Below are 18,430 nucleotides of genomic sequence, written 5' to 3' on the forward strand. Positions count from 1 at the left end.
ATACGTTTGCAGGGTCTTGTTTTATTTGCCGTTATATTCGCTCATGACCTGCTCGATGCCCTTGCCCGAGGCAAACGCAATGCAGGCCTCCGCCGCGTTCGAGCACGCCTTCGCGAACAGGGGATAATCCTCTTTTCGCACGTTGGACAGAACGTAATGGATGATGGGGATATCGACTTCTTCGTCCCGTATCCCCACGCGCACGCGCGCGAATTCGCCCGTGCCCAACTCGCCGATGATGCTGCGCATACCGTTATGGGTACCGGCGCTGCCGCTCGCGCGGATGCGGATATGCCCTTTCGGAAGATCGTAATCGTCATAGACGACGATGAGGTTTTCCAAAGGTATCTTGTATTTGGAAACGAGTTGTTTGACCGCCCGCCCGCTGGCGTTCATATAGGTGACGGGACGGGCGAGAACGACTTTTTCTCCGCCGATGAACGCCTCCGCCACCGACGCTTCGCATTCCTTTTTTTTGAATTTCACGCCCAGTTTTTCCGCAGCATCGCCCACGGCGAGAAAGCCCATATTGTGAAAGGTGGTTTCGTACTTGGCCTCGGGGTTGCCGAGTCCCACGATTAAATACATAATTTCGTCCTCTTATCCAAAAAAAACCGCCCAAAAGCGGTTTTTCGGAAATTCTATGTCAGTCGTAGATCTTGGACATGGGTTTGTCAAGATATACGTTTTCGATCGCCGCGGCAAAGATATCCGCGACGGAGATCACCTTGAATTTATCCAGCATCTTTTCGGGGGGAAGATCGATGGTGTTTAAAATCGCCAGTTCCTTGATGGGCGAGGCGGCGAGCCGTTCGATGGCGGGACCGCTTAAAACCGCGTGCGTGCAGCAGGCGTACACTTCTTTCGCGCCGTGGTCGGCGAGCGCCTGCGCGCCCTGGCAGATGGTACCCGCGGTATCGATCATGTCGTCGACCATCAGGCACTTTTTGCCGTCGATGTCGCCGATGATGTTCATGACCTCCATGACGTTCGCCTTGGGACGGCGCTTGTCGATGATCGCCATCGGGCAGTTGAGTTTGGACGCCACGTTTCTCGCACGCGACACGCTGCCGATATCGGGCGATACGACGACGAAGTTTTCGTCCACGATCTTTTTGGATTTAAAATAACTGTAAAGGGTGGGCCCTCCCAGCAGATGATCGAGCGGAATATTGAAAAAGCCCTGTATCTGCGCCGCGTGCAGGTCCATGGTGAGCACCCTGTCGGCGCCCGCGGCGGTGATGAGGTCGGCTACGAGTTTCGCCGTAATGGGATCGCGCGAACGCGCTTTTCTGTCCTGACGCGCATATCCGAAATAAGGGATGACGGCGGTGATACGCCCCGCGCTTGCCCTTCTCGCCGCGTCGATCATGATCAAAAGTTCCATCAGGTTATCGTTGACGGGAGCGGACGTGGACTGGATGATGAACAAATCCCTTCCGCGCACCGTTTCGTCGATGTGCACGCTGATTTCGCCGTCGCTGAACTGGCCTACGTCGATGCCGCCCAGTTCCGTGTTCAACTTTTTGGCGATCGCCTCCGCCAGAGGGCGGTTGGAATTGCCGGCGAAAAGTTTGATCTCGTTGCCGTGAGTTATCATGTGTACCTCCAATAATACAGTCGCTTTGTGTCGCCCGAAACGTTCCGTCGGGCTTGCAATCGGTAAAACAAACGGCATATAAAACGCCGCTACTGCGCCCGACGCGCCGATCGATTTACCTCGAACGGCGTACGGACCTTGCTTTATCTATTGTAGAAAATTTCTCGGGAATAGTCAAACGTTTTGCACGCGCTTTCGCCTGTTTTATTATAATTGACGTGTTAAAAGTTGGAACCCGAAAGGGGTTATCCACTTTTAACACGTTATTTTTATTTGGCGGCGGCCATACGCAAAGGAGAAACAGCAGCAAAATGGCAAGAACAGAACAGAATGTAGTTGAGAACGAACAGAAAGCCGAAGAGATGAACGTGAACGGGATTGAAGCGGCAAAGCAGGACGAACGGACGGAAACGGTAGTAAGTGTAGCGGAAGCAGCTTTCGAGAAGGGTTTGAACGGAAACGACACGGAAGAAGCAACGGAAAAGAAAACGAAAGCAGAACTGCCCGCACTGTATATCTACCGTAGGCCGTATACCAACAAATCGGACGGCAAGAAATATTGGGAATATGTACTCCCGGCCGTATTCTGCGGACAGGTCGCGGAAGTCGGGTTGAAAGTTCGGGGCGATAAGGACGTCGCGGGTTATCAAATGTTGGAACAGCTGTTCGACGGCGGCGTAAAGAAAGTTCTTTTCCGAGCGGAAGAAGCGGAGCGTTTCGACGAGAATACGGGCAAGGTAACAAAGTATTGGACGTATTCAGCGGTCGTGGAAAAGGACGGTTTCGAGTGGACTTTCCCTCTGACAACGCGCAGACCGAGCGATCGGGCAATATTGGAAAACTATATCCGCTATCTGCGGTTTGTGGCTGAACGTGAAGCAACAGCGGCGCAGACGGGCGCGAAAGCATAAAAGGAAATATCGGGGTTGTTTCAATCGGGGAAAACTGAATGAAACAGCCCCGTTTTGTTTTACGAGGTGAGATATGATTGATTTTAAGGCAAAGCGGTCTATGGGACGTTACGGCGCCGAGGGTTTGGAAGAATGGAACGCATTGAAAAGTTACGCCGCAAAAGTCCGTGAAGATTTGGAAACAAGTAAAACAAACTTCTTTTGGCTCGGCGTTCATTTAATTGACCTATATTCGAGCAATTTATATCGGTTGACGTTTGACCGTGAAAAGTTAGGTGTTTCGTGTATGGTCGATAATTGCAGCGCGGAATGTTTTTTCGCGTATTGTTACGACGAGTTCGGCTTGGACAAAACGCAGGTAAGCCGTTACATGAATATCGTGGACGAGTTCGGCGAGGGGCTGCGCGGTTTCAAAAAGGAATGGGAGCCATATAGTTATTCGCAGCTTTGCGAACTGCTGCCCCTAACGTCCGAACAACGCAAGCCGATAAAGCCCGATTGGACGATAAAGCGGATACGGGAGTATAAGAAAAGTCTTGTTGCGACGTCGCAACAGAACGACGAGGAAACGCCGGAAGCGGAAGAACCGCCGCAGGAAGAAAAGTATCTCCGTTTCGAGAAATGGACAAAGCGGGAGCTTTGCGACAAGATAATCGATTTGGAAGCGGAACGGGAAATGCTGTTGCAGGAAATCGAGAACTTGCGTAACCCTGCCGCCGATGAAGAACCGTTCGACGAGTTCGCCGGGCTTCCCCCGATATTGAAATCTTTTGCGGGGTGAACGAAATGAAAAATTTTATCGAAGTGACAGATTTTCATGACGGCATCAGATTTTTACTTCCTCTGCAAGGCATACGTTCGATAGCGGAACTTGAAAACGGTTGTGCATTGATTGAAACGGAAAGTTTTTGTTGTTGCGGTCCGAAAGAAAAATTTTCCTTGGTCGCAACGAAAGAAACGTACAGGGAAATCAAACAAAAAATTTTTAGCGAGGTATAAAAGTGGCAAAGAAGCGAAGAAAATATTCGGTTGCGGAACGTGTAAATTATCACAAAAAACGCGCGTCGAGTTCGGCGGTGTCTGATAATCAGCGTTATTATTCGCGGCATTGGCTTGACGGATACAATGACCCTCACGCGGAAAATAATTTTCGCGCAATTAGTGCCGAAATAAAGCGTGAACGGGGGCATATGACAAAATCGGACGCGGTTGTTTATTACGGTTATCGCAACGGCTTGAAAGCGCGGCTTGACGGCAGTTCTATTGGCAAGAGGTAAAAGTAATGGCAAGGCGCAAAATCACAAAAAGCGACGTAGATACCGCGTATGAAATGGCGGCAAAAGCGAAAGAAAGCGCTTTGTTCAGTTTACGGCGCGCAAAGCAGTTGAAAGACGGCGCGGACAAGATAAACGCCGAATATAAGCGCAGCCAAAAAGAACAGCGTAAAGGCAGGTAACAAATGGATAATTCGAAAACAGGAAAGCCGTTGTATAAAAACGAATGCAAGCGTTTCGCATTGGACGAATGGACGGAATTGACAAGCGGCAGTCCCGTAGAAATAAAAATCTGCGGGAGTTGGGTAAAAACGCATATCGAACATGACGGAACAGATTATTACGCAGTCGGTTTACGCGGCTTGAAGTTGGACGGTTTGGAAGCAAGAATACCCGAACGAGGGTAGAAAAAATAATTTTAAGAGGTGAAAAGGAAAATGGCAAAATCGGCATTAAGCAAACATAAAGCGTCGGATATGGTGAAATGGGTTATCGTGTTTCTGCTCATCATCGGACTTGTCGCTACTACGGTAACGCTGTTCGTGAAGTTGGACAGACAAACGACGGTAACGGAAATCGGCGCGGAACAGTACATAATCGGTACACTCGGCGATAGCGGCGAAAAGACGGACGGCGATACTTCCATTGTAACGCGCAATGCAGTCACAACGGACGGACTGAAAGTCGAAATCGCGGACGACGCGACGGTAACGTACACTTTGTACTTCTACGGCGCAAAAGATGAATTTATATCGAAAACGGAAAGCCTTTCCAAAGACTTTGACGGAAGCGCAATTCCCGAAAATGCGGAAACAGCGAAAATCGTCATTACTCCCACCGCAGACGATGACGGCAAAGTTGATTTGACGGAAGTCCTCGGCTATGCGGGGCAAGTAACGGTCACGGTGAACAGGTAAAAACGAGGTAAAAGAAAATGGCATATAAAAACAATTCAAGCAAAGTGTGGAACAGTATTCTTGCCGTTCTGCTTGTGCTTGTAATAGCGGGAACGGCGGCATTGGTCGGGTTTCTTTCGGACGGTTTTAAGAGTTGGGATAAGTTTAAGCCTGATGATAAAAAAGAGCAAACGACAGAGAACGGCGGCGGGCCCGTGACCGACGAAAGCGGCAACGAGATGAACGGCGGCGAAGTCCATGAAATGCCCAAACAAATGACATTCCGCTCGGTCGCGGCTTTGGACGGTGAAAGTGCCTATGACAGCGTTACCTTGCACGCCACCGTGAAACCCGATGATGCCGAAGATAAAAGAATTACTTGGGTAGCAATCTTTAAAAATCCTGAAAGCGCATGGGCGACGGGAAAAACAGTTACTGATTATGTAACTGTTACGCCGCAATCGGAAGGCAGTAGCGTGGCAACGGTAAAATGTTTGCAACCTTTCGGTGAACAGATAGAAATTCTCGCAGGATTGACGTGGCTCTCCGATAAGTTTTATGGAATGTCGATAGAAGAAATATACAAAGCGTCTGAATTTGAAAGCGCTCTCGGTTCAATGATCGTCGGTTGTTCGGTTGATTTTGCAAAACGGGTTACTTCTGCGTCCGTGGATTTGTCTGGCGGTGAAAAATCAATGACTGTTGACGCTTTTGCAAATTCCGTAACGTGTCCGTTTTCATTGTATTTTGAATTCGGTGGAGAAGATACATATTCTTTTACTTATACGGATTTCACGATAGAAGATACTTTTTCGGTTACCTTATCTGTTGATGTAAACACGGAAGTATTTGCAACCGCAAAAACGGCAACGGGCGATGAATTTTTTACGGCGGGTTCTGTTGGAATTGGACTTGTAGAAAACTATCTGTCTGGAGCCTTCGTTGTTTCTGATAGCGCCTCGGTTAAAGACACTTTCGATTCGCTGAATCTTTATAGCCGTTGGCTCGGTGAAAATCTGGATTCGGGTTTATTCTATTTCAATTTTGGTATCAAGGGTAAATATACGAATTACACGAAACACGTTCCGATTCATTTTATGGCGGATTCTCTTGAAATTATCCCTACGGAAATTATTCTTGACGATACGGATTTGATTATTTAAGCAAAAGGCGGTGGCGAATGAAAACGGCAAACGGGGGTGGAAAACCCGCCCCCGAACAATACAAAATTACAAGTTTAATATTCGCGGCGATATTGTTTATCGTTACTTTGGGCGTGGGAGTATTGTTCGGCTATGAGTATTTAATTTTTCAATCCCCGCCGCAAGCGACAGAAAGCACCTACGTAGCCGCAGAGGACGGCGCGGGCAATCCGTTAGACAGGGATAAGATTTATCCCATGCAGTCACGATTGATATTCAATCGCGCGTATGCGTCCTCTTCCGATATTCAAAGCGTAACCTTGCGCGCAAATGTTTTACCCGAAGATACGGACAACAAGTCCGTGGATTGGTCTATATCGTTTGTGAACGATTCAAGCGCGTGGGCGCAAGGGAAAAATGTTTCCGATTACATAACGCTAACTCCCATTAGCGACGATAATTTGACGGTAACGATATCATGTTTAAACGCCTTTGCGGAACAAATAGCAATCAATGTTGTATCGACAAAAAATCCCCTTGCGAAAGCAACGTGTATGGTGGACTATCGTCAAAAACTGCTTGGCGTTTCAATGGAAATTAAAAACGGCACTATGCCCGACGGAATCCGTTTGTATTATCCGACTAAATATTCAAGCGAGCCGAAAACCGAAACGCAAGCCTTTAAGGTCAATCCGGATTATGTAGGCGCATGGGGTTTAAACGTAAATTGTGAATATTCGGAAGTATTTACATTATCTTGCGAAAAGCAAGCGATTGACAGGGTTTTATTTCAAGCGAACGGTGAGTTTATTTCCGAATTTTCGCAATTCGGTTTTAGCGACCAAGCAGATTCATATTTCAATATGGAGTTTAATCCGACAGATAAAGAACTGCCCCCGTTATTGAATAAGCCTTGGTTTCTGTCCGTGTTTCCTCAATACAACGTGCGTAAAGAACAAATCATAAACGCAATGAAAAATTTTGGTATGCCTGTTTACCGCGTATATTTCCCGCTTTTAGACGCGACGGATTTTGATACGGCAGAACCATGCTTTTATATAACAATAGATCCTACGCTTTTATATTCAATGTAAAAAGCAAAACAAAAAAGGTAAGGTAAAAATGAAAAACGAATTACAAAAACATAAAAAGAGCGACGGCATAAAATGGTTTGCAACCTTGCTTGCCGTCCTCATGTTGGCGGTCGCTGTTACAGCGGCTATAACGCAGGGTTTCAAGAATTGGAATCCCTACGGTTGGTTTGACAAAAAAGAAGAACAGCCCCTACCCGAAGAGAACGGCGGCGCGGTTATTAGCGAAAGCACGGGCAACGGAATAACGGTCAAAAGCGTAAGTATTCCGAAATCCGAATATGCGGAAAACGGCGTTTCCCCTCTTGCTGAAACGGCTTATACGCTGACTGCAACCGTGTCCCCGAATAACGAGGGCGAAAACACGGGTATTGACTGGTCGTATGCTTTTAAAAATCCTGAAAGTGAGTGGGCGACGGGTAAAACCTTGTCCGACTACGTGACTTTTACGAAGTCGGGCGAAGATCTTGCGGGTAGTAAAATAATAACGGTTAGTTGTTTGCAAGCCTTTGCGGAACAAGTCATAATTACGGCAACCTCGCAAGATAAGCCCGAGATTACGGCAAGTTGTACTGTGGATTATGCGCAAAGAATAGAAAACGCTGTTGTTAAGTTCGGTAATTTAAATATAAATTTAGGTGGACAAACAAATGTGACTTGGGAACTTAATCCTGCGGGTACGGGCATGGGCGGTGCGGTAAGTGCAACGTGTACAAAATCCTCTGTTTATTCATTGGCTGATGATTTTGAATATAAGGTCGAACTTACCCGCGAGCAAACGACAGGCGCAGAAAATACATTTACTTTGAATGATAGGTTGGTGACATATGGTCCCGGCTATGACGGTGACAGTTATGACATTTCTTCTGATAGTATTTTATTCAACAAAGCGTTGTTTTCAAAGTTTAGAGAGTTTTATTTTGAAACCCGACAAGGTTCGGAATATTTAAAAGACAAGACAACGGCGGAACTTATAGGTTTATTCAGCAATATTACTGTCGGAAAGTTGTGGACTGTAAAAGTTACCTTTACGGGTAAATATAGTACCTATACGAATTTGAGTTTAATTGTTGTAACGGGCTATACAAATACTTCAACCGTTACAAATATTGATTTAGATAATTCGGCAATCATATTTTAAGGCGGTGAAACATGAGTAAAGCAAACGGCGTAAAAAATGGAATGGTAAAAATTATAACGTGGCTTTTGGTCGTATTGCTTTTGCTCGGCGTTGCGGGTATAGTTGTACAGTTTGCGATTAAAGAGCAAGGTTTAAATTATTATGTGGAATACGGCGGGCAAAAGTATTATAACAATACGGAAAATTCCAATATATGGATATCTCCGAATCAGAAATGCTCATTTACCGTAAAATCGATAACAGGTAAAACCGTCGACTTTACGGTAAAAATCACGGCAAATCCTGCGAATGATTTTGGCTTTATACTCGACGGTAAATACTATCAATTTTATAGTACGACGCAAGAAAAAAACGATTATACGGATATATTCGAAGTGCAGAAAAGCGCGGAGGGTTTTACCGTTACAATTCCTAATGGCATGACGGTGCAAAAAGCCGTTGAAAAACAATACGGCGACGAAATCGAATTGACGGAAGAATTGGGAATGTTGGATTATTTTCTCATTACTGTCACAATGGATAAGGAATCCGTGGTACTCCCGTTTAAGTTCGAAATGGTAATTACGTTAGATACCCCGTCAATTATATTTTAAGAGGTGAACAATGCGAAAAGCGTTAAAGGAAAATTTAATAAGATTTTCAGCGTTGTTTATCCTTGCGGTATTGTGTTTTGCAATTTATTTTGGCGGTCTGATTCCCCCCGTAACCTATGCGGATAATGCCGCTTATACGGGCGTTTTAGAAGATTTGTGCAAAGACGAAAATTTTACTACGACGCTGTACCCGACAAAATCAAACGATTACTCTTTGCAGGTCATTCAAATAGCCGAAAGCACGGGCAAGGAATTGTTTGTTTACGTGTACCAGCCGAGCGGACAGGCGAAAAACCTTTGCGCCTCTTCCATCAATATTTCGTTGAAACCACGAAACGACATATCTAACATTCGCAATTATAAGTTGACTTTGCTCAATTCAAGCGGTGTTTTTTATAAATACCGTGTCGAGGGGTTCACGGTCAGCACGGCGGATACGCGGTACTACACGATAACTACGATATACCGTCCGTTCGATAAAACGATTGACGAGGGAGCAGACCACGGCAACGAGATTACGGAAGTTGATTACAAGGTCGCAAAAGAGTACTGTTTTGCAGTGGTGAACGGCGAGCCGTTTTGCCGCGTCCTGGATATCGAAACGATCGAAATAACGGATAAGTTTGTCGGTTTTGTAAGATATTCGAACGGTTTCGAATGGTTTCCCTCATCGTGTGACAGTCATTTTGTCGCTTTTAATACCGACCGCGATATCGACAGGCTTTTGGAAGCGGACGTTTATTATACCACGCAAAAATATAAGTATTCTCTTATCGGGCAAATTCCCGAAGAGGAGTTCGGAGAAAAGCAAGATAAATATTCGTCCCTTGATTATACGCAAAAAGTCGAACATACGGGCGGTGGCTGGTTTGCCCCTACATATGAATGGGACAGAATACAGACGGTCGAAAAATTCATTGCGGAAAATAATAAACTCCAAAACGTATACTCGGGTGCGCTTATTGACGTAAAAGTTGCAAATAAGATAACCGAAGAGGGCAAAGCCGCTTTAAAGAGCAAACAATGGGTTTTGCGTTTTGTCGAAACAGCGTATGAAACTTGGCATGGAGTGAATGCGCGAAGTGAAACTACGACGCTGGTGGGCGATGTAACAATTTTGCGGTTAAAGTTTGAAACGGACGGCATTACCTATAATCTCGGTACGATTGATAACAAACAGACGGGCGACCGCGACCCTGTAAACGACGAACAGATCGAAGTCGGATTGAGCAAAATGGGTAAATGGATACTTGGCATACTTGCTTTAATTTTATTGCTTGTAATCCTTATGCCGATACTTCCTTACATAGCAAAGTTGATTGTATGGATAATCCTTTTTCCGTTCAAATTGATTGCCGCGATATTTAAAGGAACAAGCAAAGCGGCAAAGAAAAAGCCCAAAGGCATAGGACAAAGCCCGCCCAAAGTACAAGCACCGCAACCGAAAGCGGTATATAAAACCACGAAAAAGGCAACGGGCAAAAATATTCCAACGAAAGCGAATAAAGACAGAAAGTAAATTCTTTCTTTATTAGCGAAAGCTCCCCGCAGGGGTGTTGTTCCCCGTAAGGGGTGATAAAAGAAAATGCCGATCGGGGCGGGAAAGCCCCTTTCGGCATTTAAAGGATTTTATTTATGAATGTAAAATTAAAGTATAACAACGCGCAACGCATTTCGTATGAACACGGCGTTGTTTGGGGTAAAAAGTTATTTCAACGTTGTTTAGACGGCGATAAAAACGAATTATTGCAAATGCAGTCGCAGGATAATAGCCGTGCTTTTTCCCGTGGGGTTGGTGTCGGCGTGTTATCGGCTTATAATGATTTTTTACGAGGTAAGCATGGCAAAGAAAAAGAATAATCGGAAACGTTCAACAGGTTGGGCACAAACAAAGCGTTATCCACACGCTGCTCATCCTGCTACATATCGGCGGAAAGGTATCGGAAGCGACGATATAGAGTATATCACGTTTACGCACTCTGACGAGGTTGATTTGGATAATAAAAAAGTTCGTACCGTTCCTATGTTGGATAACGTAAGCCCTGCCGAGCGGCGGAAAAACAAAGAGCAGGGAAAAAAGTTCGGGGAAAACCGTTCCTATGCTTATCCGGAAGTGTTTGTCGGCAAACGGTCTGCATTGCATAATGAAACAAAAGAATTTGAACCTGTGGAATTTGATAAAAAGCGTATAAAGAAAATGTTTGAAATTTTCCCGCGGGAAAATGTGCCTGTAACGGGCGGTAAAACAAAATATAGGCAAAGGCAAAAGAAAAAGCCCCGCAAGTGATTGCAGGGCAAAAAAATAGAAAGTGCCACGAGCAATTAAGCCTCATTCCGTGGGGGCTACAAGGACGAGAGCGGCAAACCGCTGACACCGAGCCAAACACTTTCTATATGCTTATTATACGGCAACGCCGTTGATTTGTCAAACGATTTTTAGAGGTGAAAACAAATGGAAGTTCTGATTACGATTTTAATTGTACTGTTCTGCATTGATATAGCGATAAGCGCGGTAAACGGAGTATTGGACGGAAAGCATGAAAGCGAACTGAATTATCGGCTGCGGCGTATGGAACTGCTGCTTGACAGAGAACGGCGCGAAAGCGTGTTTCCCGAATATACCTACGACCGCAAAGCGGAAAGGCTTTGCGATCGCTGCAAGCATTGCAACGAAAGCGACAAGGTTTGCGGCTTGGACGGCGAACCGTTGGAAAATATCGACTGCACCGACTGCGCGAGCTACATAGCGAAAGGTGATGACAATGAAAACCTTTAAGCGGGTATTGAAGATATTGCTTTTTATCGTCGTTGCGGCGGTGGTCGGATATTTTATTTATACGGGGGTTCAGATATGAGCAAAAGCGGAAAGAAGTTTGAGAAAGGTTTTGAGAAATACATAGCGGAACAGGAAGCGAAAATATACGAGTTGGCAGCAATGCTGCGCGACGATTGGGAAATGTCCATGACAATGAGCGTGTCCATTGCCCGCGCGGCATATAAAGCGGGTTGGCGTAAGGTAAAAGACAATGAAACGGCTGCGCGTTGATTACCGTCATATCGTTTGCATAGTAATCACGCTCGGCTTTGTTGCTTTGGGCGTGTTCGAGTTTTTCGGCGCGGTCGGTCGCGTTATTGAGGGCGGGCGCGATTTTGGTTTATCGGCAGCGTATTACTTTTGCGAACTGTTTCAAATACCGCACAATATCACGCCTACCGTGAACGAGTTCCCGAAGATACCTTTTTTCGATTGGGGCGGTTCTACGCCGTCCTCTCCGTCAATTCCTATCCCCGACGAGTGGCAGGGCTTTACGGTGAAATGGTCGGAATATTGGCAGGTATGGGCAAGCGGCGAAAACTTCTTTTCATACCTTGCCTTTCTCGGCAATCTGCTTTTGATACTGTCGAAAGTCCTGCTGCTCGTCGTTCCGTTCCTCTTGCTTGTATATCTTCTCTGCCGCCGAATATTGAAAACGCAAAACAACGATTATGACCGCGACAGCGTGCCGCTGCGGATATTCAAACGCATATCTTCCGTAACTTACCGCCCCGCCAAAGCGTGGTTGCTTTCCTTTTTCGTCTTTGTCCGCGACCGCGGTGTTTATTGGAAGATATGGCTTGCGCTGTGGCTGTTCTACTTCAATGCGTTTGCCATTGTTTTGGAGTTTATCGCCTTTTATTTATATTTCGTCGTTTCGTTTGATTTTGCGAATATCTATCGGCAGGTATATAAACTCATTCTTGACCTATGGACGGGCTTGACGTTCTTTCCGCTGTGGGTGTGGCTGGTCGGTGCCGTGGTTGCTCTCGGCATTGCAGCCCGAAAAAAGGGATATAAACGGCTGCGGCACAACGAGCGGCGCAACCGCGGTTTTCTGAACGAACGCGGCGTTGTAACGATTGTCGGCGGCGTGATGGGCGCGGGCAAGACGGCGTTTATAACCGATATGGCGTTATCCGCCGAGGTGCAGCTCCGCGACCAAGCGTTTGAAATTATCCTCGAAAGCGATATGAAGTTTCCGTTTTTCCCGTGGTGTAACCTCGAAAACGAACTGAAACGTGCTATCGAATATCACGCTGTTTTTTCCGTTCCGTCCTGCAAGGCGTGGCTGAAAAAGAAACTGCGCCGTTGGCAGAAAACGCCTTGCCGCGAAAAACTGTTCAATTACGATTACGAGCGGTACGGCTTAACGTATGACGATAAATTAAAGGTGTCGGACGTATGGCAGGTCGCGGAAGATTTCGCTTGCGCGTATTTTATCTATACCGTGCAATCGTCTATGCTTTTGGCGAATTATTCGATACGGACGGACAACCTGTTTTCGGATATAGGCAATTTTCCGCTGTGGAACACGGACTTTTTCGACCGCGACAGCCGATTGCAGGACAGTTATTCCCGCCATGCGCATATACTCGATTTTGATATGCTGCGGCTCGGCAAGATACTTTTGCAAAACAACCCGAACAGAAACGCTTTCGGGTTCGGTGTGTATGTGATAACGGAGATAGACAAGGAACGGAAGAATACGCCCGAATTGCAAGAGGTCAAGCGGAACACGGACGAGTGCAACCAAAAAAACGACCTGTTCAACGTGCTTTTGAAAATGTCGCGGCACGCTTGCGTGATTGCAAACCGCGTGTTCGTTAAAGTCGTTGCAGACTTGCAGCGTTTCGGAAGTCTGGGCGGCGACGTGCGGGAACTCGGCGAAGTCGTTACTATCGAGGCGCAAAGCGATATTGTTCCCGTACTGCCCTTTTATTCCCCGTTTTGGGTGTTCGATACGTTGTTCGGCTGGGTGTTCAATAAGTTCGCAAATTTATATGTCCGTTACCGTTATAACCGCGCGGACAACTCGCTTTTATTGTACTTGCTGAAAAGCATAACGGCGGCTATGCAGCGGCACGATACGGGCGTGCGCAACACGTTCGGCTGCGGGGTGTTGGCTCTGACGGTGGAGAACGGAAAGCAGGACGGCGAACAGCTCGCGCGGAAATGGTACAAAATGCCGAAAAAGGTTTATGCGAACCGCTATTCTACGGATTGCCTTTCGGGTATCTTTGAGAAGCGGGCGGAGCAGAACGCCGTCGGGTTGGACGATTTGCCCGAATACGTCGATACACGCGCGACGTGGGAAGAACTGCAAATGCAGCATAGCTTTTTCCAAGACGATTTGAACAAGGTAAACGTGCAGAACGAGCAGGCGGCCGAGCCGCAGCCGAACGCGATCGTGCCGACCGCCGTTCCCGAAACCTTTTCTTTCGGTTATGACAAAAGCGATATTATAGGGTTACAAAGGAAATAAAGTAATTATGGATATAGGATTGTTTGATGTTGATAGCCGTAATTTTCCGAATTTGCCTCTTATGAAAATATCCGCGTGGCATAAAGCGCAGGGTGATAATGTGGAATTTGTGCTTCCGCTTAAACACTACGATAAAATCTATGTTTCAAAAGTGTTTGGCGACGAGTTTTCGCAAATGTCCGATTATTGCTTACAGGCGGACGAAATTGTTTTCGGGGGTACAGGGTTTGCGATTACGGTCGAGAACGGAAAAGAAGTTTACCACAAAGACCGCGACCCGAATTTGCCCGATGAGATAGAACACATTTATCCTGATTATTCGCTCTATCCCGAACTCACGAAAGGAAAAGCGTTCGGTTTTCTTACGCGAGGTTGCTGCAATAACTGTGATTTTTGTATTGTTTCAAAGAAAGAGGGAATGTGCAGTAAAAAGGTTGCCGACCTTTCCGAGTTTTGGAGAGGACAGAAAGAAATCGTACTGCTCGACGCAAATATTCTTGCCTACAAAGACAGAATAGAGTTGCTCGAACAGCTTGCAGACAGCAAAGCATATGTTGATTTTACCCAAGGGCTTGACGCTCGATTTATAACGGAAGATGTCGCGCGGGCATTGGCAAAAGTTAAAAAGTCTGTTGTTCATTTTGCTTTTGATTTTATGAAAAATGAAGCGGCGATTTTACGCGGGCTGAATATTTATCGCAGATACAATAAAATAAATGATAAGGACAGCGTATATATTCTGACGAACTTTAATACGACGGTAGACGAAGATTTATACCGTGTCCGTAAAGTGCAGGAAATCGGCTTTTTGCCCGATGTGCGGATATACCGTAAAACGACAGCCCCGCAAATATTGCGCGATCTGCAACGATGGGCGAATAATCGTATTTTATACCGCACTACTTCGTTTATGAATTATATTCCGCGTAGCGACGGTAAAAGGATAAAAGATTTATATTTTAATGGAGCGATAAAAAATGAAACGGACGGTAGAAGAAAAATATCAATACAATAAAAAACGGAAAGGCTTGTTTGCTTCGGGGTATTGTATGGGCGTAAATTTATATCGCGATTATCCGAAACAAGATGAGGAAGGCAAAATGCTTTCACAAGCCCTTGTGAACGTGGCAAAGGTACGGGCGCGCGAGGGACAGCAATTTTCCAAAGGTTTGCTGTGCGGTTATCGCGACAAAGCCAACGAGCGAAAGAAAAACCTTTCCTTTAGTAGCAAACAAGCCCCCTGCAGGGGTAATAAATAAAACGCCGGACGGGGCAGTAAAGGCCTTTTCCGGCAGCAAAAATAATTTTAACGAGGTAAAACATGGAGGCAACGGCATTACAGCCCTATTATGGCAACGATTGTCCTTTTAATAAGACATATAAGATATACAGCGACGGCAGTCATTACATAGCCCGCCCGCAAGTAAAAGGCATAGCACGAAAATACAAGAAACGCCCGCAGACGGAAATAGACGTGCTTTTCGACGAATTTTATAAGGTCGGCGTGCGCAGCGTGTTGGACGAAAAGGATAAATCTATCGAGACACGCACCGCGAAGTTGGTACCGTTTATTTTGACGGGGTTGGAAGATTATTTTCCGTATTACCCCGATTTGGAAAAGTATGTCCGCGAGAACGTGGAACGGAAAGAGCGGAACGCTTGGCAGCGGGAAAAGCGGTTCCGCAGAAAAGCGTATCTGAACAAGTGGAATTTTTTCGTTACATTTACATACAGCAATCGGAAGCACACGGAAGAAACATTCAAAAGGAAGCTGCGGAAATGCCTTGCAAATCTGGCAACGCGGCGTGGCTGGCGGTTTATGGGCGTACCCGAACGCGGGGAGAAAACAAACCGCCTGCACTATCATTTTTTAGTATATATCCCGCGAGGGGAAATGGTCGGAGTGCTTACGAAAAAGAGAGATTACAGCATGAAAACGGGAAAGTTGGAAGAAACTTTTTCCAACAGTTTTTTCGAGCGGAAGTTCGGAAGAAACGATTTTGAGGAGTTAAACGTTATGGAAATGAAAAGCGGCGAAGCGGTTGGCTATCTGCTGAAATATTTGCGCAAGACGGGGGAACGTGTTATATACAGCCGTGGCATACCCACGGAAATCGAAAAACGGCTCGACGAAAGCGTGTTTGCGGCGGCGTTTGAAAACGACAATGCTTGCCGGCAAGTGCTGTTCGATAATGTAATCGAATGGAAACGGGATATATACCCGCTTACGCGGCAGCGAGAGCCGATAGCGGCGTAGCAACGCTGCGATAATATAGCACGAATAAGAAACGAAGTCTTGCGCCTATGGAACAGCATACGGCGCAATTTTGCGTTGCCGAAAAGTGAATGACAAGGGAAAAACGCCCGCGTAAATCGCTTTTCGGTGCCGAACCCCGAAAGAATAAGGCGGTTTTCCGAAGCGGTATAGCGCGGAAACCGCCTTTTTCGGTGGAAAAACGGCGGCTGTTTCGGTCGTTTCGGGTGTTTTATTCGTGCGTTTTTGCGCGCCCCCTTGTCCGCCGCGCGGAGCGCGGCGCTCGTATAGACAAGGGGGCGCGCAATGCTCTTTTAGGAAGATTAACGTACAAAAAGCCGAGGTTTAAGGCAAGCGGCTACGTCCTGTAAATCTTTATCTGTCATGATAAGTACTTTTAAGCCGAGTTTGTCATATATTTTTTGAGTATATTCCTTGCTTTTTAGGTACTTCGGGTTACTTAATTCGTTATATTCTATATATAATTCGTAATCGGGTAAGAAAAAATCAGGGTGTAAAGTTTTTGTTTCCCCGCTTTCTTCATCGCGATAATAGACGGGTTCTTCGTATTTAATGCGAATTTTGTTATTATATAGCCAGCTACAAATAATTGCTTCTGCTCTGCTTCTAACTTTTCTTCCGTCGTCGCAGGTATAAATTAAATTACCATATTCGTCAAGAATTTCTGTTTCTGTACAATGTGTAATTCGTATATCGACGGAGCGATCCTTGTATTTGGCATAACAGGAACGACAAAAATGTTTGCCGTTGGAAGGCTCTCCACAGATTATACAAGTTAATTCCGAATTGTTCACATTTTCGGAATATCTAATAGCTTTACTTTTACATTCACAGGGTTTACCTGTTGTATGCCATTTGCCGCAGTTTGGGCATTGCTCGATTATTCCTTCTTTCATTTGTTGTGCGTGTTCCCTGCACAGCTTGTCTTTGCGAGCATTGCCGTACCATATGCTTGTGGGATTGCCACAAATCGGACAAGTTGAATTTTCGTTTTTCATGCGATTACCTTCTTTCTTTTATGATGATTATATTTTATAATATGAGCAGTATTTTGTCAATATTTATAGTTTAAATTTCTTGTTGTGATATCGCAACAGATCGCGCGGCGATAAAAGCAGAAAACCTTTCCTTTTATCGGCTCAAAAGCTCCCCGCAGGGGTGATATACATTACATGAAGGAGGAAAAAACAATGAACGAAAGAAGTTTAATAAGGCGGTGGAATTATCCGTATTCCCCGAAAGAAAAGGAAAAGGCATTGAAGCTGTTACAGCGTTCAAACGTGCGTTTCGTTGCACACAGATACCACTGCACCGTTCAGACGGTCTATCGTTGGAAACGGAAATACGACGGCACGTTGGAAAGCCTTGCGAACGGTTCCCACCGTCCGCACACTATGCATCCGAACGCGCAGACGGACGAGGAGAAAAAGCATATCGCCGACTTAGTTCGTCGTAACCCGAATATAGGGCTGAATGAGTTGTACGGGAAACTGCGGCTGCATTACGCATATAAGCGTAACCCCGCAACGCTCTACCGCTATTTGCGGCGCTGCGGTTTTTACGAGCATAAGCGGAAGTACATACCGTACAAGCCGAAGCCGTATGATACGCCCGAACATATCGGCGTAAAATGGCAATTTGACGTAAAGCACGTTCCGAAAGAGTGCGCGGCAAGTTCCGTACTCGAAGATGAGCATTTTTATCAATATACCGTGATAGACGAAACCACGCGCGAGCGGTTTATATATCCCTATCGGGAACAGATAGCGGATAACTCGGTCGATTGCATACGGCGGGCGATTTTGTTTTTCGGCTATAAGCCGCAAATCATACAGACGGACAACGGTTCGGAATTTACGTTTACACAGAAAGTGAAAGGCGGGCGGCAGCATACCTTTGACAAGTTCTGCGAGGAACAAGGCATTGAGCATAAAACGATAAAGCCGCGAACGCCCCGGCATAACGGAAAAGTCGAACGCTCCCACCGCTCGGACAACGAACGCTTTTACAAGTACTTGCGGTTTCATTCCTTTGATGATTTGAAAACGCAGATGAAAGCGTACCTGCGGCGGTCGAACAATATCCCGATGAGCGTACTCAAAAGCAAGGACGGAAAAAGGAAGTGGCTCACGCCGAAAGAAAAGCGACGGGAATTACTCCTGCTCGATTGGGGCGTAATTGAATAGTAATCCGAACGAATGAAACTG

At 46.0% G+C, this 18,430-nt stretch carries 24 protein-coding genes; 21 read left to right on the forward strand and 3 right to left on the reverse strand.

Annotation, left to right across the window (positions count from 1 at the left end):
• Window positions 1–21: 21 nt before the first annotated feature.
• Both pth and ESZ91_RS00935 read right to left on the reverse strand, forming a co-directional pair.
• A complete protein-coding gene (pth, locus tag ESZ91_RS00930) occupies window positions 22–588 on the reverse strand; it encodes an aminoacyl-tRNA hydrolase (protein WP_129223193.1) in 567 nt (188 codons plus the stop codon).
• 58 nt (window positions 589–646) lie between these two features.
• Window positions 647–1,600, reverse strand: a complete 954-nt coding sequence (locus ESZ91_RS00935; RefSeq protein ID WP_129223195.1) for a ribose-phosphate diphosphokinase — start codon at window positions 1,598–1,600, stop codon at window positions 647–649.
• Between the two features lie 311 nt (window positions 1,601–1,911).
• Here ESZ91_RS00935 and ESZ91_RS00940 point away from each other — a divergent pair, with 311 nt between their 5' ends.
• The 20 genes from ESZ91_RS00940 (at window position 1,912) to ESZ91_RS01030 (ending at window position 16,205) form a co-directional block, all read left to right on the forward strand.
• Window positions 1,912–2,511: a hypothetical protein gene (locus ESZ91_RS00940; protein ID WP_129223197.1), complete on the forward strand. Its 600-nt coding sequence runs from the start codon at window positions 1,912–1,914 to the stop codon at window positions 2,509–2,511.
• Window positions 2,512–2,584: 73 nt separating this feature from the next.
• The gene (locus ESZ91_RS00945; protein WP_129223199.1) at window positions 2,585–3,292 is read left to right on the forward strand and encodes a hypothetical protein; all 708 of its coding nucleotides are present in this window, start codon (window positions 2,585–2,587) and stop codon (window positions 3,290–3,292) included.
• A gap of 5 nt (window positions 3,293–3,297) precedes the next feature.
• Window positions 3,298–3,510 carry a hypothetical protein gene (locus ESZ91_RS00950; protein WP_129223201.1) on the forward strand — a complete coding sequence of 71 codons (213 nt, stop codon included), beginning with the start codon at window positions 3,298–3,300 and terminating at the stop codon, window positions 3,508–3,510.
• Between the two features lie 2 nt (window positions 3,511–3,512).
• Window positions 3,513–3,788 carry a hypothetical protein gene (locus tag ESZ91_RS00955; protein WP_129223203.1) on the forward strand — a complete coding sequence of 92 codons (276 nt, stop codon included), beginning with the start codon at window positions 3,513–3,515 and terminating at the stop codon, window positions 3,786–3,788.
• Window positions 3,789–3,793: 5 nt separating this feature from the next.
• Window positions 3,794–3,967, forward strand: coding sequence for a hypothetical protein (locus tag ESZ91_RS11540; protein WP_154071818.1), 174 nt, complete (start codon window positions 3,794–3,796; stop codon window positions 3,965–3,967).
• A gap of 3 nt (window positions 3,968–3,970) precedes the next feature.
• Window positions 3,971–4,192, forward strand: coding sequence for a DUF5348 domain-containing protein (locus ESZ91_RS00960; protein WP_129223205.1), 222 nt, complete (start codon window positions 3,971–3,973; stop codon window positions 4,190–4,192).
• 30 nt (window positions 4,193–4,222) lie between these two features.
• Window positions 4,223–4,702, forward strand: a complete 480-nt coding sequence (locus ESZ91_RS00965; protein WP_129223207.1) for a hypothetical protein — start codon at window positions 4,223–4,225, stop codon at window positions 4,700–4,702.
• Between the two features lie 17 nt (window positions 4,703–4,719).
• The gene (locus ESZ91_RS00970; RefSeq protein WP_129223209.1) at window positions 4,720–5,844 is read left to right on the forward strand and encodes a hypothetical protein; all 1,125 of its coding nucleotides are present in this window, start codon (window positions 4,720–4,722) and stop codon (window positions 5,842–5,844) included.
• 17 nt (window positions 5,845–5,861) lie between these two features.
• A complete protein-coding gene (locus ESZ91_RS00975; RefSeq protein ID WP_129223211.1) occupies window positions 5,862–6,917 on the forward strand; it encodes a hypothetical protein in 1,056 nt (351 codons plus the stop codon).
• A 28-nt stretch (window positions 6,918–6,945) separates the two neighbouring features.
• A complete protein-coding gene (locus ESZ91_RS00980) occupies window positions 6,946–8,055 on the forward strand; it encodes a hypothetical protein (RefSeq protein ID WP_129223213.1) in 1,110 nt (369 codons plus the stop codon).
• An 11-nt stretch (window positions 8,056–8,066) separates the two neighbouring features.
• Entirely contained in the window at window positions 8,067–8,648 is a 582-nt protein-coding gene (locus tag ESZ91_RS00985; protein ID WP_129223215.1) for a hypothetical protein, read from the forward strand.
• A gap of 10 nt (window positions 8,649–8,658) precedes the next feature.
• Window positions 8,659–10,167, forward strand: coding sequence for a hypothetical protein (locus tag ESZ91_RS00990; RefSeq protein ID WP_129223217.1), 1,509 nt, complete (start codon window positions 8,659–8,661; stop codon window positions 10,165–10,167).
• A 116-nt stretch (window positions 10,168–10,283) separates the two neighbouring features.
• Window positions 10,284–10,508 (forward strand): hypothetical protein, encoded by a 225-nt coding sequence (locus tag ESZ91_RS00995; RefSeq protein ID WP_129223219.1) that lies wholly within the window; start codon window positions 10,284–10,286, stop codon window positions 10,506–10,508.
• Window positions 10,489–10,935 (forward strand): hypothetical protein, encoded by a 447-nt coding sequence (locus ESZ91_RS01000; RefSeq protein ID WP_129223221.1) that lies wholly within the window; start codon window positions 10,489–10,491, stop codon window positions 10,933–10,935. The genes ESZ91_RS00995 and ESZ91_RS01000 overlap by 20 nt, the downstream gene beginning before the upstream one ends.
• A 165-nt stretch (window positions 10,936–11,100) precedes the next feature.
• A complete protein-coding gene (locus ESZ91_RS01005; RefSeq protein ID WP_129223223.1) occupies window positions 11,101–11,424 on the forward strand; it encodes a hypothetical protein in 324 nt (107 codons plus the stop codon).
• 75 nt (window positions 11,425–11,499) lie between these two features.
• On the forward strand, window positions 11,500–11,694 hold the full coding sequence (locus ESZ91_RS01010) for a hypothetical protein (protein ID WP_129223225.1): 195 nt from the start codon (window positions 11,500–11,502) through the stop codon (window positions 11,692–11,694).
• Entirely contained in the window at window positions 11,675–13,948 is a 2,274-nt protein-coding gene (locus tag ESZ91_RS01015; RefSeq protein ID WP_129223227.1) for a hypothetical protein, read from the forward strand. The genes ESZ91_RS01010 and ESZ91_RS01015 overlap by 20 nt, the downstream gene beginning before the upstream one ends.
• 7 nt (window positions 13,949–13,955) lie before the next feature.
• Window positions 13,956–14,963, forward strand: coding sequence for a radical SAM protein (locus ESZ91_RS01020; protein WP_201270832.1), 1,008 nt, complete (start codon window positions 13,956–13,958; stop codon window positions 14,961–14,963).
• The gene (locus tag ESZ91_RS01025; RefSeq protein WP_129223229.1) at window positions 14,926–15,207 is read left to right on the forward strand and encodes a hypothetical protein; all 282 of its coding nucleotides are present in this window, start codon (window positions 14,926–14,928) and stop codon (window positions 15,205–15,207) included. Before ESZ91_RS01020 ends, ESZ91_RS01025 begins: the two co-directional genes overlap by 38 nt.
• Window positions 15,208–15,269: 62 nt before the next feature.
• On the forward strand, window positions 15,270–16,205 hold the full coding sequence (locus tag ESZ91_RS01030; protein WP_129223231.1) for a rolling circle replication-associated protein: 936 nt from the start codon (window positions 15,270–15,272) through the stop codon (window positions 16,203–16,205).
• Between the two features lie 320 nt (window positions 16,206–16,525).
• On the opposite strand, the gene ESZ91_RS01035 is transcribed toward ESZ91_RS01030, so the two are convergent.
• Window positions 16,526–17,221, reverse strand: a complete 696-nt coding sequence (locus tag ESZ91_RS01035; RefSeq protein WP_129223233.1) for a hypothetical protein — start codon at window positions 17,219–17,221, stop codon at window positions 16,526–16,528.
• Between the two features lie 192 nt (window positions 17,222–17,413).
• On the opposite strand from ESZ91_RS01035, the gene ESZ91_RS01040 reads away from it, so the two are divergent.
• Complete coding sequence (locus ESZ91_RS01040) at window positions 17,414–18,409, forward strand: DDE-type integrase/transposase/recombinase (protein ID WP_201270833.1); 996 nt, start codon at window positions 17,414–17,416, stop codon at window positions 18,407–18,409.
• Window positions 18,410–18,430: the final 21 nt, after the last annotated feature.

This window comes from Candidatus Borkfalkia ceftriaxoniphila (genome assembly GCF_004134775.1).
GTDB classification, from domain to species: domain Bacteria; phylum Bacillota; class Clostridia; order Christensenellales; family Borkfalkiaceae; genus Borkfalkia; species Borkfalkia ceftriaxoniphila.

Coding starts and splice junctions, on each gene's coding strand:
- ESZ91_RS00995 (WP_129223219.1), top strand. CDS start 10,284: ATGAATGTAAAATTAAAGTATAACAACGCGCAACGCATTTCGTATGAA.
- ESZ91_RS11540 (WP_154071818.1), top strand. CDS start 3,794: ATGGCAAGGCGCAAAATCACAAAAAGCGACGTAGATACCGCGTATGAA.
- ESZ91_RS00965 (WP_129223207.1), top strand. CDS start 4,223: ATGGCAAAATCGGCATTAAGCAAACATAAAGCGTCGGATATGGTGAAA.
- ESZ91_RS00990 (WP_129223217.1), top strand. CDS start 8,659: ATGCGAAAAGCGTTAAAGGAAAATTTAATAAGATTTTCAGCGTTGTTT.
- ESZ91_RS01035 (WP_129223233.1), bottom strand. CDS start 17,221: ATGAAAAACGAAAATTCAACTTGTCCGATTTGTGGCAATCCCACAAGC.
- ESZ91_RS00975 (WP_129223211.1), top strand. CDS start 5,862: ATGAAAACGGCAAACGGGGGTGGAAAACCCGCCCCCGAACAATACAAA.
- ESZ91_RS01030 (WP_129223231.1), top strand. CDS start 15,270: ATGGAGGCAACGGCATTACAGCCCTATTATGGCAACGATTGTCCTTTT.
- ESZ91_RS00985 (WP_129223215.1), top strand. CDS start 8,067: ATGAGTAAAGCAAACGGCGTAAAAAATGGAATGGTAAAAATTATAACG.
- pth (WP_129223193.1), bottom strand. CDS start 588: ATGTATTTAATCGTGGGACTCGGCAACCCCGAGGCCAAGTACGAAACC.
- ESZ91_RS00935 (WP_129223195.1), bottom strand. CDS start 1,600: ATGATAACTCACGGCAACGAGATCAAACTTTTCGCCGGCAATTCCAAC.
- ESZ91_RS01005 (WP_129223223.1), top strand. CDS start 11,101: ATGGAAGTTCTGATTACGATTTTAATTGTACTGTTCTGCATTGATATA.
- ESZ91_RS01015 (WP_129223227.1), top strand. CDS start 11,675: ATGAAACGGCTGCGCGTTGATTACCGTCATATCGTTTGCATAGTAATC.
- ESZ91_RS00960 (WP_129223205.1), top strand. CDS start 3,971: ATGGATAATTCGAAAACAGGAAAGCCGTTGTATAAAAACGAATGCAAG.
- ESZ91_RS01025 (WP_129223229.1), top strand. CDS start 14,926: ATGAAACGGACGGTAGAAGAAAAATATCAATACAATAAAAAACGGAAA.
- ESZ91_RS00970 (WP_129223209.1), top strand. CDS start 4,720: ATGGCATATAAAAACAATTCAAGCAAAGTGTGGAACAGTATTCTTGCC.
- ESZ91_RS00940 (WP_129223197.1), top strand. CDS start 1,912: ATGGCAAGAACAGAACAGAATGTAGTTGAGAACGAACAGAAAGCCGAA.
- ESZ91_RS01020 (WP_201270832.1), top strand. CDS start 13,956: ATGGATATAGGATTGTTTGATGTTGATAGCCGTAATTTTCCGAATTTG.
- ESZ91_RS01010 (WP_129223225.1), top strand. CDS start 11,500: ATGAGCAAAAGCGGAAAGAAGTTTGAGAAAGGTTTTGAGAAATACATA.
- ESZ91_RS01040 (WP_201270833.1), top strand. CDS start 17,414: ATGAACGAAAGAAGTTTAATAAGGCGGTGGAATTATCCGTATTCCCCG.
- ESZ91_RS00945 (WP_129223199.1), top strand. CDS start 2,585: ATGATTGATTTTAAGGCAAAGCGGTCTATGGGACGTTACGGCGCCGAG.
- ESZ91_RS01000 (WP_129223221.1), top strand. CDS start 10,489: ATGGCAAAGAAAAAGAATAATCGGAAACGTTCAACAGGTTGGGCACAA.
- ESZ91_RS00980 (WP_129223213.1), top strand. CDS start 6,946: ATGAAAAACGAATTACAAAAACATAAAAAGAGCGACGGCATAAAATGG.
- ESZ91_RS00950 (WP_129223201.1), top strand. CDS start 3,298: ATGAAAAATTTTATCGAAGTGACAGATTTTCATGACGGCATCAGATTT.